A 16,289-nucleotide genomic window follows, 5' to 3' on the forward strand; every position below is an offset into this window, starting at 1 on the left:
TTTAAGCATCGGCAAGGTTTGAGAAACTACAGGCGCAGCAGCGATCGCACAGAAGCTTAATTCAATTCTCAGACGATAATTGTACGACGTGAATTTAATCTTGGAAGTAAGTTACTGTTTGATTAATCTTAGGTTTACCAAAACGTGACCAAGCATTGCCGCCACGCAAAAATAGTTCCATCCAAGTTACTTGTTGGCCATCTTTTGTTTGCCAGCCAGAACTACCAGGGGCAAAAGCTAAAGTTCCTTCTGATACTCGAAAGCTACCATCAGAATAAATAGCATCGCTGACAACATCGCCCACGCGCACTGTAACCTTGCTTGATAGAGCTATCTTCACGCTGCTGGCTGGTATAGTTGTTTTAATATTGCCGTAACCATCCATCCAAGCTACACGATCTGTAGGCAAGTCGGGAATTTGCGAGGGTGCAATTTCATTACCTAACAAACTATAGTCACCATTAGCGATCGCTGCTGCTGCACCAGGAAAAACGTCACGAGAGCGAAATTGCGAACCGCCTCTAGATACTTCAATCGTATTAATCTGTACAGCTTCTTCCTTGATAAACGAAAGAGTATAGCCAGCTAAAACTCCGACTAGCTCAACGCCATTGTGAAGTTTTACGTAAGTCAACCCCTCTCCTTCGTTGTCGGAGCGAGCTTCAAGATTATCTTGTCGAGGAGCGCAATTGTGAAAGATTAAACGTTCGGGCGCACCAGGATTAAGACCGAGTTGAGCGAGCCAAAATCCCGTTGCTAGGGTACTAAAGGGAGGAACGCTTAGACAATAAATTTGCGCCGTGGGCAGCTTCTGATTCAAGCGTTGGCTAACTTCAGCAAATGCAGGATCGCCAATACCGTAATCGGCAATAAGATTGATTAACATCTATAAGTTCTTTAGTAGCAGTTTTCTATTTAATAATATTCTTTTCAATTGCTTTTAGTTTTTGGCAATACGTATTTGTCTTAGGATACTTGCTAATGCGACCCGAAGGGCTACTCGCTACTCACTACTTATGAGTAGTTCAATTTTCTGTTTCCATTAGTTAACGTACTGCGATAATTACTTCTTCCAAGGTAGTTTAGTCCCCATCTCTGTTGCTGCGGAGAAAAATAAATAGGCGATTAATAAGCCCACACCTGCTAAAAAAGGAAGCACATCATTTTCCATAATTATTAATCGTTACATCTAAATGTAAATTGAAAATTACTTTAAACCTAGTTTATTCTTGATTTAAATACGCCAATACTTATTTTTCGGCTTCGATTAAAGCTTACGTAGTTAGAATAACCGAAATTTGGAGTCTAAGTAAAAGCTAAGAGCTAAAAGCTGTTTAAAATAATTACGTTTTCTATAAAAATAACCATCCTTTCAAAACACAAAGCTAGCCTAGTATATATAGTTACTGAGATAATGGCACATGGCGATCGCAACTATTAATCCCGCAACAGGTGAAACTCTTAAAACTTTTACTCCTCTAACTGATGCTGAAATAGAAGATAAGTTGGCGTTGGCGCAATCAACCTTCGAGCAATATCGTCACACTACCTTTGCTCAAAGAAGCCAGTGGTTAAACCAAGCAGCAACGATTTTAGAAAAAGATGTTCTCAAATTTGCCCAGATTATGACCACAGAAATGGGCAAGACTCTGCAAAGTGCGATCGCTGAAGCGGAAAAATGCGCTAAAGTCTGTCGTTTTTATGCCGAAAAAGCTCCCGAATTTTTGGCAGATGTTGCGATCGATAGTGATGCCAGTCAGAGCTATGTAGCCTATCAGCCTTTGGGAACAATTTTAGCGGTAATGCCCTGGAACTTTCCTTTTTGGCAGGTATTTCGCTTTGCTGCACCTGCTTTGATGGCGGGTAACGTAAGCATCCTCAAACACGCTTCTAACGTACCTCAATGTGCTTTAGCGATCGAGTCAATTTTTGACCAAGCTGGTTTTCCAGTCGGGGCGTTTCAAACTCTATTAATTGGTGCAAGTCAGGTTAAATCTATTATTGAAGATGAGCGCGTCAAGGCAGCCACTTTAACAGGAAGTGAACCTGCGGGTGCAGCTTTGGCTGCGGCTGCGGGACAACAGATTAAGAAGGTAGTCTTAGAGCTTGGCGGTAGCGATCCATTTATTGTCTTAGCCAGTGCCGATTTAGAAGCAGCAGTAACTACGGCAGTTAAAGCGAGAATGCTTAATAACGGACAATCTTGTATTGCTGCCAAGCGTTTTATTGTCGCCGAAAGTATTGCCGATCGCTTTCAAGAGAAATTACTAGAGCAGTTTGAAGCTTTGACTATCGGCGATCCAATGCACGAAGATACCGATATCGGCCCTTTAGCCACGGCTAGCATTCGTTCAGAATTAGATCGGCAGGTAAAAGAAGCAGTTAAACAAGGCGCAACGGTATTAACTGGGGGAGAGCCAATTACAGACGTTCCAGGCAATTACTATCCCCCAACGATTCTCACTAATATTCCTGTTGATTCCCCCACCGCTAAGGAAGAGTTTTTTGGCCCAGTTGCTTTGTTATTTCGAGTTGCAGATCTCGAAGCGGCGATCGCTTTGGCAAACGATATTCCTTTCGGTTTGGGTGCTAGTGCTTGGACTAATAATGTTGAAGAAAGCAAGCGTCTAGTTGCCGAAATCCAGGCGGGAGCTGTCTTTATCAATGGCATGGTCAAATCCGATCCTCGTTTACCTTTTGGCGGAATCAAGCGATCGGGCTATGGCAGAGAATTAAGCAGTCAGGGCATTCATGAATTTGTGAATATCAAAACCGTTTGGATTAAGTAGTTGCTGATTAATGGTTTAGTAATGATCTTGTTTTTAGCTTTTAGCTTTTAGTTGAGCGTTAATTATTTTCTTTCATCACCAAATTATTACGATGTACTACCGTGTCGGCACTGTCATAGCCTAGAATCGCAGCAATTTCTGTAGAATGATGACCTTTAATTTGTTGAATCTCATTGCTGTTGTAGTTGACCAAACCCCTACCCAATTCTATGCCCTCTTTATTACATAGTTGCACCGCATCTAAAGCCGAAAATTCTCCTTCAATAGCAACAATTCCCGCAGGAAGTAAAGATGTTCCTTTATTAGTAATTGCTTTAACCGCACCACTATCTAAAAAAAGTTTGCCCATGGGAATTAAGCCGTAAGTAATCCAACGTTTACGAGCATTATCTGTCTGAGGTTGAGGTTCAAATTGCGTTCCCAAGTCTTTTCCCTGCAAGATATCTATAATATTTTGAGGCTGTTTTCCTTGGGTAATTACGGTTCTAACACCTGTACTGGTGGCAATACGCGCTGCTGCCAATTTAGTTGCCATGCCTCCCGTACCCCACTGAGAACCGCTAGAACCTGCATCTACCTGAAGCTGACTAAATTCTTGGTTGCTAACTAGTTTAATTGGTTGAGCATTAGGAACTGTCTTAGGATCGGCAGAATACATTCGATCTACATCAGTTAGTAAAAATAACCAGTCTGCCTGAACCAAACTAGCAACCAATGCAGACAAAGTATCATTGTCACCAAACTTTAATTCATCTATGGCGATCGTGTCGTTTTCGTTAACGATGGGAATTACTCCTAAATCTAGTAATTCTCTAAAAGTATTAGAAGCGTTGACATAAGTGTTGCGTTCGACCAACTCGCGGCGAGTTAAAAGAACTTGCGCGATCGCCTGTTGTAAACTACTAAAGAGATCGTCGTAAATACGCATCAAACGCCCCTGCCCCACCGCTGCCACAGCCTGCTTAAGTGCCATTTTACGGGGTCTTCCAGTCAAGTTTAATCTGGCACACCCTACCCCCACAGCACCAGAGGAAACTAAAATTACACGATGTCCCAAAGAACGTAAATAACTCAGGGTTTCTACCAAAGAAGCAATGGTAGCGATCGCAATTTGACCAGTTGGCTGCGTCAGACTAGAAGTACCAATTTTAATTACTATTGTTTGAAGCTTTTTGCTCATCCTAATTACAACCTAAATGATGAAACTGCATCAAGATAATTTTTTTAATACATAAATTAAGATTATCAGTGCTTTATGCTACCAGTATGAGCAAAAAATCCACTCATAATAAAAATTAGAAGAGAGTTTTCTCAACTAATTCTAATTTCGGTAAAAACTTATTAGTATAAGAGTAGCGATCGCGTGACCTATATTAAACCAGAAGCAGCGTCGAATCAATCATCCTTCGTAAAAGAAATACTCGAACAAGGATCGCAGGCTGCACAATGTCAAAATTGGCTAGAAGTAAGTAATCAGCTTAAATTATTACCTCAAGGTAAAACTAGCACCGAAGCCCAACTATTTCTAATAGAGCCTGAAGCCTGGTATACAGCCTTTGATTTAGCGATGAGAATGCTAGTTGAAGCTGATTTTCAACATAAATGGGAAATTACCAAGCTACTGCCTTTATTTGGCTCAGAGATTGTCACCCCGCTTAGCACTTTGGTTAAAGATGAAACAGTAGAAGCAGAAATACGCTGGTTTATCTGTAAGATTTTGGCTGATTTCCCAAATCAAGCGGTTATCTTAACTTTAGTAGAATTGCTTCAACAAACTACAGACAGTGAGTTGATTGACATAGCAGGAAAAACTTTAATCAAAATCGGCGATCGCGCTGTTGATGCTTTGGTTGATTTGTTATCCCAACCCGAACATCGCCATTTGGCAGTTCAATCCTTATCTTATATTCGCACCTCTCAAACTATTGCTCCCCTATTAGAAGTAGCCACTACAGATCGCGAACCAGAATTACGTGCCATGGCGATCGAAGCTTTGGGTAGTTTTCACGATCATCGTGTTCCGCCTGTTTTAATTACAGCCTTACAGGATAAAGCCAGTAACGTCAGAAAAGAAGCGGCGATCGCTTTGGGTTTTCGTCCCGATCTTGCTCAAGAATTAAACTTGGTTGCCGATCTACAACCTCTGCTTAATGATTTGAATCTAGAAGTATGCAGCCAGGCAGCAATTTCTCTGGGCAGAATGAAACAAAATGCAGCTACTACCGCCTTATTTAAGGTATTGCAAGCCAAGACAACACCAATAAGTCTTAAATTAGATCTAGCCAAAGCATTAGGTTGGAGTGAGATTAGTTCAGGGATTAGCTATTTAGAACAGGCACTTACTGACGATAATGAACTCGTTACTCAAGAAGTTATTACTGTTCTCGGCAGAATTACCGCCCCAGAATTGAAGTCGCAATCGGCTCAAGTACTAATCAATTTTTGCCAAAGCAAAGAGCGATCGTACTCTCCTCAAGTTAGACAAACTTTAGCTACCTCTTTAGGAGAATTACGCGATAACTCAGCCCAAGAAGTTTTACAACAACTAGCCCAAGATAGCGATCGCAAGGTAAAGCTTCATGCCCTTGCTGCGTTAAACAAGCTTAATTAATTTTTAAGCTTGTCCACAATTATTCGGCGATCGCAAAAGTATAGTAAGCTATTCCTTCTGCTTGATAGTTAGGTAATGTTTCTTCAACAGACTGTCTTTCTACTTCTGAAGGTGTATAAAAATGCGCTCCTGTTTCTGTATTAAAAAAGCGATAAACGGGAACTGTGCCAGGCTGTTGCTCACCAAAAGCAAAGAAATATTCAGTTTCTAAGCTGAAATTAGCTAAATTATCTTCAACAGACTGTTTTTCTACCTCGGAAGTAGTGTATAAATGAGTTCCTGTATCTTGATTTAAAAAGCGATAAACCTTTTCTGGTTCGGGGCTTCCTGTGAAGGGGTCAACGCTCATATAAGCAGAGCCTTCAGCAATATAGTTGGGTAAGTTGTCTTCAATAAATGCTCGTTCTACTTCAGAAGAGGTATAAAGATGAACTCCTGTATCTTGATTAAGAAAGCGGTATACTGTTGCATCTTGGGGATCTAGATTGGGTTGTGCGTCTCCTACGGCGATGATAAATCTGTCTTCTACCGAATCACCAAGCAAATTAGTAGCCTTTACGGTAATTCTGGCTACGCCATTTTGCGCGGCGGCATAATCAAGTACTAATTTGCCCTCACTAATTTTGGCATTAACTAGTTCGGGATTGTCATTGCCGATTACGGAAAACTTCAGTTCTTCCTCTTGCAATAAACTAACACTATTAAGAACAACAAAATTATCTACGTTATCGATCTTGGGCTGCTTGGGATCTTCGACAATTAACGGCAGATTGGTAAAAGCCGATTGAGCTAAAAACTGGCTGGCATCAAAAAAAGGTAAGCTGGCGATCGCCTTAATCGGTGCTAGATCGGCTTCTGCTATAACTTCACCAAAAACCGTAAACCCCCCGTTCTGGTTATCTAAATTGGCAGAATTATTACCCAGATTAAAAAACCATTGGTTAGTCGCACTATTAGGATCGTTGCCTAACTTTGCCATGGCAATTGTCCCTCCAGTATTAGATCTTTGGGGACTATATTCATTGCCTACGGCAGCATCAGCAGGAATTTGGGCAATTTTCGATGCTGAATCCACGGTAAAACCGCCACCCTGAATAATAAAGCCAGGAACTGAACGATGAATAATTGAACTAGCATAATCGTCATCTTCGACGTAGTTAAGAAAATTAGCTACTGTTGCCGGCGCACCCGCACCAGTTTGATCGAACAATAATACATTTGTTACTCCACCGCCCAAAGAACTATCGGCAAATTCAAACCGAGCAATTTGTCCTGTGGTAAAAGGATCGTCAAAATTCAGAGATAAATCGAATGTTGCATCTGCACTATTTTCAGGAACAGTAAGATTGTCGATTCGCCGAGTAACTACAGGAATAGTCATAAATATTGCTTATAAACTTAAATATTATTTCGTTACCAATTTAAACTAGGTGTTTGATAAACGGTAAAAGTCTAGTTAGTTGTTCGGCGATCGCGGAGATTTTCAGATCTGAGGGAAATTTTAAGAATAGTCCCAAATCCAAATTGTTTTGATACCATCTAAGTAGAAAATTGCCAGGCAGCAAAAGCATAATTGAAGCTTTGCTCGTCTAGATTAAACTGTTACTTTGATAGAGGAGCTAATAACCATGTCTGACTTGAATCGTGGAATCATGAAGTTTGATGGTGCAGATAAACCCATTGTGGTTGCTGTATCCGCAGTGTTGATTTTTGGCGGCATTATTGCTCTAATAGCTTGGGCGTTGAAATCTGCTTACGTAGTCTAGCTTTCGACTGATGGCATAGGGAGAAATAAACCAGAAAACTAGCTAATTATTTTTTTGCAGAAAGTGTGGTAATCCTATGCTATGATTATTAACCGTGACGCAAATGGGTCGATGCCCGAGTGGTTAATGGGGGTGGACTGTAAATCCACTGGCTATGCCTACGCTGGTTCAAATCCAGCTCGGCCCACTGAGCTTTTTTAGAACAGCCAATGATGCTAAATTTAGCTTGGTGTACTAAAAGAGCAAACAGTAAAAAACAATAATCTGCTTCATTTCCAGCGTATATGGTCGAGACAGACAAAAAGCTAGAAATGAAGTTTATTGGCGTTGATTTTGGCTGGTCTTCTGGTGCAAGCGGACTATGCGCTTTAGTTTGGCGTAATGGTAATTTAGAGATTTTAGATATTACTACCGTCTGGGAAATAGACGATATTCTAGCTTGGATCGATCGGTGGGTAACTCCTACAGCACCAGCTTTAATCGCTGTAGATGCACCGACAATTATTAATAATCAAACTGGAATGAGGTTAGCTGATAAACTAACTCACAAGTATTTTGGTCGCTATCATGCAGGATGCTATCCCGCGAATCTAGGTTTAAAGTTTGCCGATCGCACCGTCGGTTTTGGTAAAAGTTTAGGTGCTAAAAAGTTTCAACACGCACCAACAATTAAACAAAAGCACCTCGGAAGATATCAAATCGAAGTGTTTCCCCATCCCGCGACAATTAACCTGTTTGGTTTAGAAAGGATTGTTAAATATAAAAAAGGTAACTTAGCCGATCGCTGTAGAGAATTAAACAAGTTACGAGTTTATATGACCAATATTTTACCTCGGTTAGAACCTGCCTTAAGTTTGGCTGCTTTAAAGCAGATTCCTGTCATTGCTTCTCAACAAACAGGCAAAGAATTAAAGGCGATCGAAGATCGCTTAGACAGTTTACTTTGTGCATATGTCGCTGCTCACTGGTGGTATTGGGGTGAATCAAAAAACTTGGTTTTAGGTAATCTCGACACAGGCTACATCATAATTCCTAATCCTTAACTCAAAAACGTTCAGATTGCTATAGCTGAGAAACTCTGAAACATGGCACAATGAAAGACTACGTTTATTAATAAAAAATTAACGGTTATCTAACTAACCTATTTGTTCAATATACAACGATTAATATGACTGCAATACTCCAAGCACCTGCTAAAACTCGTCGCCAGGTTTTCCCCTTCACGGCGATTGTAGGACAAGAAGAGATGAAACTAGCTCTTTTGCTCAACGTCATCGATCCTAAAATTGGTGGAGTGATGATTATGGGCGATCGCGGTACGGGCAAATCTACCACCATTAGAGCTTTAGCTGACTTATTACCTGAAATTGACGTAGTAGAAGGAGATCCTTTTAACAGCGATCCAGAAGATCCCGATCTAATGAGCGATGAAGTCAAGCAAAAGGTAGAGCAGCAAGAACCGATTAAGATTGTTAAAAAGAAAGTTCAGATGATCGATCTTCCCCTGGGTGCGACAGAAGATCGCGTATGTGGCACGATTGATATTGAAAAAGCTCTGTCTGAGGGAGTAAAAGCTTTTGAACCAGGCTTACTAGCTAAGGCTAACCGTGGTATTCTTTATGTAGATGAGGTTAACCTTTTAGACGACCACCTAGTAGATGTACTGTTGGACTCTGCTGCTGGGGGGTGGAACACCGTGGAAAGAGAGGGTATTTCGATTCGTCATCCCGCGCACTTTGTCATGGTTGGTTCAGGAAACCCAGAGGAAGGAGAGTTACGCCCTCAGCTTCTAGACCGCTTTGGAATGCACGCCGAGATCCGCACGGTAAAAGAGCCAAACCTCAGAGTACAGATCGTCGAACAAAGAGCCGATTTTGACGCCAATCCTAATGCCTTTAGCGAAAAGTATGCTAAAGAACAACAGGCTTTACAAGAAAAAATTGTTAAAGCGCAACAGTTACTTCCAGCTGTAACAATTGATTACGATTTACGAGTCAAAATTTCGGAAATATGTTCGGAATTAGACGTGGATGGTTTGCGAGGAGATATTGTTACCAACCGCGCTGCTAAGGCGATCGCTGCTTTGGAAGAACGTAGCGAAGTAACCGTTGATGATATCCGCCGAGTTATCGTGCTTTGTTTGCGCCATCGCTTGCGTAAAGACCCTTTAGAATCAATTGATTCGGGCTATAAAGTTCAAAAATCCGTGGCTCGCATTTTTGGCTTAGAACTAGAAGCATAAAATCAGTAAACTGAAAGATTTTCGCGGCGAATTTGCTAGTTAGAATAACATAGTCAATTAAACTTTGAGCTTATGGCAGTAACCACGGAAAACCAAGAGTTAACCAAAAGCGATCGCGAAGTTCCTTTAATTGAGCTTCGAGGAGTTAGCAAAGCTTTCGGCGATAATGTAATTCTAGATCGGGTTAATCTTAAAATAGATCTAGGTGAAGCATTAGTTATTATTGGACCTTCGGGAACTGGAAAGTCGACAATTTTACGGATGATCGCTGGGTTAATGCCAATCGACCAGGGTGCAATTTATATCAACGGAGAAAAGCGTCAAGGCTTAATTGAAGACCAAAACGATCCGATTGGGATTAGTATGGTGTTTCAGCAGGCTGCTTTGTTTGATTCTCTAACGGTAGAGCAAAATGTTGGATTTTTACTTTACCAACACTCAAATCTTAGTCGTAGTAAAATTAGAAAGCTGGTCGATGAAAAGCTAGAAATGGTTGGTTTGTCGGGAACAAATAATCGTTTCCCTGCTGAATTATCTGGCGGAATGCGTAAGCGAGTCAGCTTTGCTCGTTCAATTATATTTAACCCAGAAAATCCTCAAAGTAGACCAGAAATTGTTTTATATGATGAACCTACTGCGGGATTGGACCCGATCGCCTCGACCGTAATTGAGAATTTAGTGCGCGATCTACAATGCACCGTAAGGGGATGTGGTACTTACATTATGGTCAGTCACCAACACAGTACGATTCGTCGTACTGCCGATCGGATTGTCTTTTTGTATGCTGGCAAGGTTCAATGGATTGGCACAGTCGAAGAAATTGATACTACCGATAACCCCCTGGTAAGGCAGTTTTTTAGTGGTAGCGTTGAAGGTCCAATCCGCGTCGCCTAATTAACCAAACTATAAAAGTATTTAAGAGGAGAATTATGCGATCGCGTACCCTAAGAGAAGGTTCAGTCGGTTTACTGATTATATTTGGCGTTTTAGTATTTGGCGGAGTCGCACTATGGATTAGAGGCTTTGCATTTGGTGCTAAGAGCTATAAAATTATTGCTGACTTTCCTGATGTCAACGGCATTCAGGCAGGAGATGGGGTGCGCTATCGAGGATTGCAGGTAGGCAGAGTCGAGCAGATTCAGCCTAGTACTAATGGGGTAGATGTTGTCATTGAAATAGATTCTACCGATTTACTAATCCCTCAAGACGCCAGCATCCAAGCTAGAAGTTCAGGGTTAATTGGTGATACCTTTGTCGATATTGTTCCCGAATCAAATTTACCTGCCTCAGCTGCGAACCTGGATCCAGTTGGCTCAAATTGCGACTCCAGCCAAATTATCTGTGCTAACGCTCGTCTTCAGGGTGAAAAAGCGATTACTCTAGACGATCTTCTGCCTTATACCTATCGCTTTAGTAGAGCCTATGGCGAACCACAATTTGTCGCTAAGGTAGATTCTGCCGTAGCAAATACTGCCGTTGCTGCCGAAGAAATTGCCAAACTTACTCAAGATACCTCGGCATTAGTCAAGAATCTCCAGCAAGAAGTTAATACTACCTCTGGTGAACTAGTTACTACGGCCCAAACATTTCAAACAACTGCCAAACAAATTAATCGCTTAACCAACAACGTTGAACAATTAATTGCTCAAAATGAGAATAATTTAACCACTACTTTAAACAGTATTAGCACTACAAGCGATCGCCTGCAAAACTTAGTAGCCAAAATAGATCGAACCGTTGATACTGCCAATACCGAGCAATTAGCTACCAACTTGAATGAGTTAACTACCAATGCAGCCATGGCTTCGGAAAACTTGAAAAACATCACCGAAGGCTTTGGTAGCGAGCAAGGTTTAGTCAGGTTACAACAAACCTTGGATTCAGCGAGGGTAACCTTTGATAATGCTCAGAAAATTACCGCCGATCTTGAATCGTTTACCGGAGATCCTGCCTTTATCGAAAATGTTCGTAACTTAGTTAACGGCTTGAGTAATTTGGTTTCTACTACCGAACAATTAGAACAGCAAATTCAAACTAGCCAGGTAATTAAACCTAAGCAAAAAACTTTATCTGTTTCACCTGCGACTAAATCTGGAGAATGAAAGTTTGACGACTCCTGCCGAGATTGTACCCTTGTGGTATAAATCGGCAGACTTCTTTTTGAAGAAAGTTAAATATAATGCAGGAGTGCTAGGGAGAGGGCTATTTCATATTGAGATCGAGTTGAATAGATAAGTAAAATATTAGGGTTATGGTAGAGTCGATGGCGGGTATTATCTTGCGCCCCTCTGTGTTAGATCTGGGCGTGCGATTTTTACCGCACCCAGCTCCCGACTTAATTAAAGCTTGATTGCCTTTTGCCCATGTGTATGTAATCGTGGCATGACTCGTGTATGGCTAGCAAATTGTTGTATGACCAATTAGAGTGATTATCATCTATTCTATTCAAAAAATTTGCGATCGCGGAGCCCTAAAGGATTAGCCCTAAAGGATTCGCTTCGCATCTCGCCTGGAGGCGCGTCCGTGGGCTGCGCCCAATCGCACTTCAGCAAAAATTACAAAATGCGGTTTGCCCAATGCTTTGCCCGATTTTACCGAGAATGCAAAGCTTAATTCTTTTGTTTGTAATACAGATAGCGTAACCAACTTCGATCTTTGATTACTTAATAAAAACTAAGTAACTAAGTAGTAAAACAGCAGCAACCAAAATTACATTACAAATTAATTGAGTTTTTATTGCCAAACTCGTTTTCTGCTCTAGTCGATCGAACTTATGTTTAAAGCGATCGAGTTTAAATTGTAGATTAGCATCCCGCTCTCTTTTAAGAGCCATTTCTCGTTTAACAATGCTTTCTACAGTCTCATTCAAACTATTTGGCGTTAATTCTTCAAGAGAGTCAGAGATTACTCCGCCGTCCTAAAGGATACCGCTCCGCGACGCGAAGCTAGTCCTTTAGGGCATATAAAACGACGGAGCCTGCTCTGACCGTTGGTCAATTTTTTGTTCTATTTGAGCTAAAACCGTATCTACCATATTTAATTTATGGCTCAGTTCAAGATCTTGTTGTGAGACTGAGTTTGGTATTGTGGTTTTACCCAAATGCTTTTCTACTAGTATCTAAAGCTAACTGGAAATAACCTTTGTGAACATAACGAATTGCATCAGCCAATTCTTTGGCTGAAGTATTTTTTAGCCAATAACCTTTTGCTCCTAACTTTAAAGCACGAGCAATATCTTGCTCTCGGTCGTGTATGCTTAGCATTAATACTTTAGTTTCTTTAAACCTTTGTGCAATAGTTTTGGTCGCAGTTAAACCATCCATTATAGGCATTTCAATATCCATCAAAACTACTTCTGGGTTCAGACTTGCCACTCGCTCGATCGCTACTTTACCATTTTCAGCAAAACCAATTATGTTGAGGTCTAACTCTGGCGTTAAATATGACTCTAAAGTTTTGCGAACAAAATTTTGATCATCAGCTATGAGAACATTGATCATTGCAATACCAAAATTTAAGGTTTTTAGAAGGTTTTTAGAAGTATAAAAATGACCCAAAACTATAATTTTTGTGGTTCGTATCAAGCAGCAAATTTATAACTTATAGACAAGCTGCTCAAGATTTGCAACCTAACCGTCTTTATACAACGTGCTACATTATAAATCCACAAAATAATTTTGGTCAACAAACTTAGCTCAACATCATTTTTTATCAGGAATACTTATACTTATCAAGCTAATATTAACGAAGCCTGCCGTCTAGTCTCAATTAATTGTTAGCTATAAATTTATCACCATTATTAATCAGAACAGGTCTTAAGATTTGAATCCAAATCATTCATATTGAATGATCTTTAACTATTAATCACATCATAGTTAAAGATCTTCAAAGAGCTATTTTATTTGTTTAATCTAAAAATAAAAGCATAGAGAATCATTATTCTTCTCTTTGTAATCCAAAAATTTAAATTGTTGCTAATCTGGAGGTCAGGGTAGTTGACACAATTACGATACGTTCAGTATTTTTAACGTAACTTGAAAAACAAATAATTGTAATTAATTTTTTGCTAAAACATACCCATAGCTGCAACTTAGTTAACCGTCGGTAAGTCAGCAGACTTAAGCCGATCGCAAAATTAAAATTTAATATGAAAAATTCGATAAATGTTGCTGACCTACAGGAAATTTCTCAAACCCTTTTGGTTACTGCTTATTTCAGAAGTCTGGAAACTAAAAGACAAGATGGAATTATTAAAGATTATAAATCTGTTGAAATAGTCGAACGAATCAATTATGACTTTTCTCAACATGATTCCCCAATAAATCAAGCTTTGATTGCGATTAGAACTGAAATTATCGATGAACTGGCGAGAAACTTTATCCAACAATATCATCAGGTTACAATTGTTAATCTAGGAACAGGCTTGTGTACCAGATTTTTTCGCGTAGACAATAGTTCAATTCGTTGGGTTGGCATCGATTTGCCCAAAGTCAAGCCTATTTGGACTAGCTTGATTGATGAAACCGAAAGATATAAATATTATGCTTATTCTGTGCTGGACTTAGAGTGGATGAAGCAGGTCAAAGAAACAACATCAGGAAAACTGCTATTTATTGCCGAAGGGCTGCTGATGTTCTTTTCAGAAACAGAAGTAAAATATTTAATTCAAAATATTAGAGACAATTTTGCTGATTCAGAACTGATTTTTGATTCATTAGGAGTGCTTTTAGCTCAAAATAGCAGGTTAAATTCTGGTGAATTAGAAATTGACGCGTCGTATAAATGGGGCATCAAAAATTTACGCGAGATTGAAAAGTGGGGCAAAAAAATTCAGTTAGTTAATCAATGGTATTGTTTGGACAGACACAAAAATAGATTGGGATGGCTTGGATGGTTAAGCTATATCCCAATCATAAGAAGACAGGTAAAAATAGGGCATCTGCGATTTTCTCCGAGATGACAAACTTAGAATAATAGCTGAAGAGTGCGATCGCTCTCGAATTAGATTATGGTCGAATAGTCGAATATAAAGGAATATGTAAATGAAGTTGTGGGGTAGTGCGATCGCCTATGTAAACTAAATTGGTTATCATCATCTAGTTTTCCTTTCTACTTCTTGCTCTACTTTGTTGAGTCTTTCCATGATACTCAAGCGCTCGGAATCTGCTGCCATGTGATAGCCATAGAATTGATTAAACTTATCTGTTTGGTCTACGGTTAATTTAGCAATCTCTTCTACTAAAATCGCCATATCTTCTTTAGTGTCTCTAGCAAATTCTCGGATCAGCCGACCGTTTTCTTCAGTTAATCGGCTGTTTTCTTGAAAGTATTTCAAGCCGTAGTAGTTTCAATCTTCTTAAACTTATTGCGGTCGGGTAATTCCCTTTCCAGATAACGCAGACGTGGTTCACGATAGGCGATCGCCACTACCATCAAGTTAATTATTCCTAATAAGATCAACAACAAAGTAACGCCTTGACCCATACCTGTATTAATAATTTTGCCAATCATTTGAGCCATTACTCCACCTTCAGTCATCAGTGGGTTTAAAACGTTATCTACCAAAGGTCCTGCCAGTAAGTAAGCACAGATAGCCAGCGATCGCTCTAGGGTTTGTTGAAGGGCAAATACTCTTCCCTGAAGGCGACTGGGAACTTTACTCTGCCAAATTGCCTGATTACAGCTAACAATAATCGGTTGAGAGAACAGATAGCCGAAAATGCCAATTGTTAAAATAATTGGGGAAATTTTTAGACCGCCTATCAAAACAATTAATCCTTGAAAACCAACACAGCTAATAATTGCCTTAACGCGATTACTAGGGCCAGACCACAGGCTCATTAAGACACTGCCGAGAAGCATTCCACAACCGCCTACGGACAGCACAAAGCCTAATTGGTCAGTCGAGCCTGGTTGATATAGCAAAGGCCATAACACAACCTCCAGCATTCCCATCGTGAAGTAACTAATGGCAATAAAACAGACCAAACGTATCAAGCCTGGTCGAAGCACAATATAATTCCAGCCAGCAATTGCATCTGCAACTACTTGATTGACAACCTTTCTTTTGGCTCTGGTGTATCGTTTAAAGTCGGGAAACTTAACGCTTATCAGGGTAACGATACCGATAATAAAAGTAGAAATATCAATAAGCAAGATTGTTTCTAAGCCCAAATATTTCAAAAGCAACCCAGCGATCGCGGGAGCAGCAATTTTAGCGATCGCAAAGGAAGCCTGTACCATGCCATTTGCTCGACTCAAATTCTGGGGCGGTACTAGTTGGGCGACGGCTGCGGTATAGGCTGGCTGTTGAAAAGCATTCAGGCTTGATGAAGCTATTAAAGCTAAATATATCTGCCATACTGCCAAGTTATTAGACAACACTGAAGAAAAAATCACTAAGGTGACTATCCCAGTTCCTAAATCGCTCATAATCATCGCTGAGCGGCGATTCCAACGATCTATCAATACTCCAGCAACAGGAGAAATAATTACTTTAGGGAGATACATAAACAAGATAGTCAGGGCAAATTGAGTAATCGTTCCTGTATCTTGATAAGTTTGCTCTAAAATCCAAAACCCCAGAGCAAATTCGGTTAATTTAGTCCCTAGTAAAGAAACAACTTGTCCAATCCAGACGATAAAAAAAGTTTGCATATAGCATTAAATATATAGTTATAGAAATTAGCTAATAATAAATACTTTTTATTGAGCTGTACCAGCCGTAGCCACAGTAAGCATAAGCGTTTAATTACCACATCTATACAAAGTCTCAATAGTATACTCGAGCGATCTTCATGTGACACAATCCGAGCAAATAGCTTTAATTTAGACGATTGATAGTATACACTTGTTTTTCGGTTTTATCGGTATTTACACTT

General features: G+C 40.1%; 15 protein-coding genes and 1 tRNA gene. 9 read left to right on the plus strand and 7 right to left on the minus strand.

Going from position 1 to position 16,289, the window contains the following annotated elements:
- Positions 1 to 94 precede the first annotated feature (94 nt).
- On the minus strand, positions 95 to 886 hold the full coding sequence (locus V6C71_23095) for a hypothetical protein (protein HEY9771342.1): 792 nt from the start codon (positions 884 to 886) through the stop codon (positions 95 to 97).
- 535 nt (positions 887 to 1,421) lie between these two features.
- On the opposite strand from V6C71_23095, the gene V6C71_23100 reads away from it, so the two are divergent.
- On the plus strand, positions 1,422 to 2,789 hold the full coding sequence (locus tag V6C71_23100) for an NAD-dependent succinate-semialdehyde dehydrogenase (protein HEY9771343.1): 1,368 nt from the start codon (positions 1,422 to 1,424) through the stop codon (positions 2,787 to 2,789).
- Positions 2,790 to 2,847: 58 nt separating this feature from the next.
- On the opposite strand, the gene proB is transcribed toward V6C71_23100, so the two are convergent.
- Positions 2,848 to 3,969 (minus strand): glutamate 5-kinase, encoded by a 1,122-nt coding sequence (gene proB / locus V6C71_23105; protein HEY9771344.1) that lies wholly within the window; start codon positions 3,967 to 3,969, stop codon positions 2,848 to 2,850.
- A 183-nt stretch (positions 3,970 to 4,152) separates the two neighbouring features.
- Between proB and V6C71_23110 the strand changes: the two genes are divergently transcribed.
- On the plus strand, positions 4,153 to 5,400 hold the full coding sequence (locus tag V6C71_23110) for a HEAT repeat domain-containing protein (GenBank protein ID HEY9771345.1): 1,248 nt from the start codon (positions 4,153 to 4,155) through the stop codon (positions 5,398 to 5,400).
- A 19-nt stretch (positions 5,401 to 5,419) separates the two neighbouring features.
- Here the strand turns inward: V6C71_23110 and V6C71_23115 are convergent, their stop codons facing one another.
- Positions 5,420 to 6,781 carry a peptidylprolyl isomerase gene (locus V6C71_23115; protein ID HEY9771346.1) on the minus strand — a complete coding sequence of 454 codons (1,362 nt, stop codon included), beginning with the start codon at positions 6,779 to 6,781 and terminating at the stop codon, positions 5,420 to 5,422.
- 247 nt (positions 6,782 to 7,028) lie between these two features.
- Here V6C71_23115 and V6C71_23120 point away from each other — a divergent pair, with 247 nt between their 5' ends.
- The 6 genes from V6C71_23120 (at position 7,029) to V6C71_23145 (ending at position 11,510) form a co-directional block, all read left to right on the plus strand.
- Positions 7,029 to 7,166: a hypothetical protein gene (locus V6C71_23120; GenBank protein HEY9771347.1), complete on the plus strand. Its 138-nt coding sequence runs from the start codon at positions 7,029 to 7,031 to the stop codon at positions 7,164 to 7,166.
- Between the two features lie 105 nt (positions 7,167 to 7,271).
- A tRNA-Tyr gene (locus V6C71_23125) sits at positions 7,272 to 7,353 on the plus strand.
- 97 nt (positions 7,354 to 7,450) lie between these two features.
- Complete coding sequence (locus V6C71_23130; protein HEY9771348.1) at positions 7,451 to 8,209, plus strand: DUF429 domain-containing protein; 759 nt, start codon at positions 7,451 to 7,453, stop codon at positions 8,207 to 8,209.
- 125 nt (positions 8,210 to 8,334) lie between these two features.
- A complete protein-coding gene (gene bchI, locus V6C71_23135; protein ID HEY9771349.1) occupies positions 8,335 to 9,408 on the plus strand; it encodes a magnesium chelatase ATPase subunit I in 1,074 nt (357 codons plus the stop codon).
- Positions 9,409 to 9,480: 72 nt separating this feature from the next.
- Complete coding sequence (locus tag V6C71_23140) at positions 9,481 to 10,302, plus strand: ABC transporter ATP-binding protein (GenBank protein ID HEY9771350.1); 822 nt, start codon at positions 9,481 to 9,483, stop codon at positions 10,300 to 10,302.
- 35 nt (positions 10,303 to 10,337) lie between these two features.
- A complete protein-coding gene (locus tag V6C71_23145; protein HEY9771351.1) occupies positions 10,338 to 11,510 on the plus strand; it encodes an MlaD family protein in 1,173 nt (390 codons plus the stop codon).
- A gap of 557 nt (positions 11,511 to 12,067) precedes the next feature.
- Here V6C71_23145 and V6C71_23150 read toward each other — a convergent pair.
- Both V6C71_23150 and V6C71_23155 read right to left on the minus strand, forming a co-directional pair.
- Complete coding sequence (locus tag V6C71_23150) at positions 12,068 to 12,277, minus strand: hypothetical protein (GenBank protein HEY9771352.1); 210 nt, start codon at positions 12,275 to 12,277, stop codon at positions 12,068 to 12,070.
- A gap of 223 nt (positions 12,278 to 12,500) precedes the next feature.
- Positions 12,501 to 12,908 carry a response regulator transcription factor gene (locus V6C71_23155; protein HEY9771353.1) on the minus strand — a complete coding sequence of 136 codons (408 nt, stop codon included), beginning with the start codon at positions 12,906 to 12,908 and terminating at the stop codon, positions 12,501 to 12,503.
- Between the two features lie 647 nt (positions 12,909 to 13,555).
- Here V6C71_23155 and V6C71_23160 point away from each other — a divergent pair.
- Entirely contained in the window at positions 13,556 to 14,368 is an 813-nt protein-coding gene (locus V6C71_23160) for a class I SAM-dependent methyltransferase (protein ID HEY9771354.1), read from the plus strand.
- Between the two features lie 132 nt (positions 14,369 to 14,500).
- Here the strand turns inward: V6C71_23160 and V6C71_23165 are convergent, their stop codons facing one another.
- Positions 14,501 to 14,743 (minus strand): hypothetical protein, encoded by a 243-nt coding sequence (locus V6C71_23165; GenBank protein HEY9771355.1) that lies wholly within the window; start codon positions 14,741 to 14,743, stop codon positions 14,501 to 14,503.
- Positions 14,740 to 16,065: an MFS transporter gene (locus tag V6C71_23170; protein HEY9771356.1), complete on the minus strand. Its 1,326-nt coding sequence runs from the start codon at positions 16,063 to 16,065 to the stop codon at positions 14,740 to 14,742. Before V6C71_23170 ends, V6C71_23165 begins: the two co-directional genes overlap by 4 nt.
- Positions 16,066 to 16,289 lie beyond the last annotated feature (224 nt).

The organism is Coleofasciculaceae cyanobacterium (assembly GCA_036703275.1).
GTDB lineage: Bacteria > Cyanobacteriota > Cyanobacteriia > Cyanobacteriales > Xenococcaceae > Waterburya.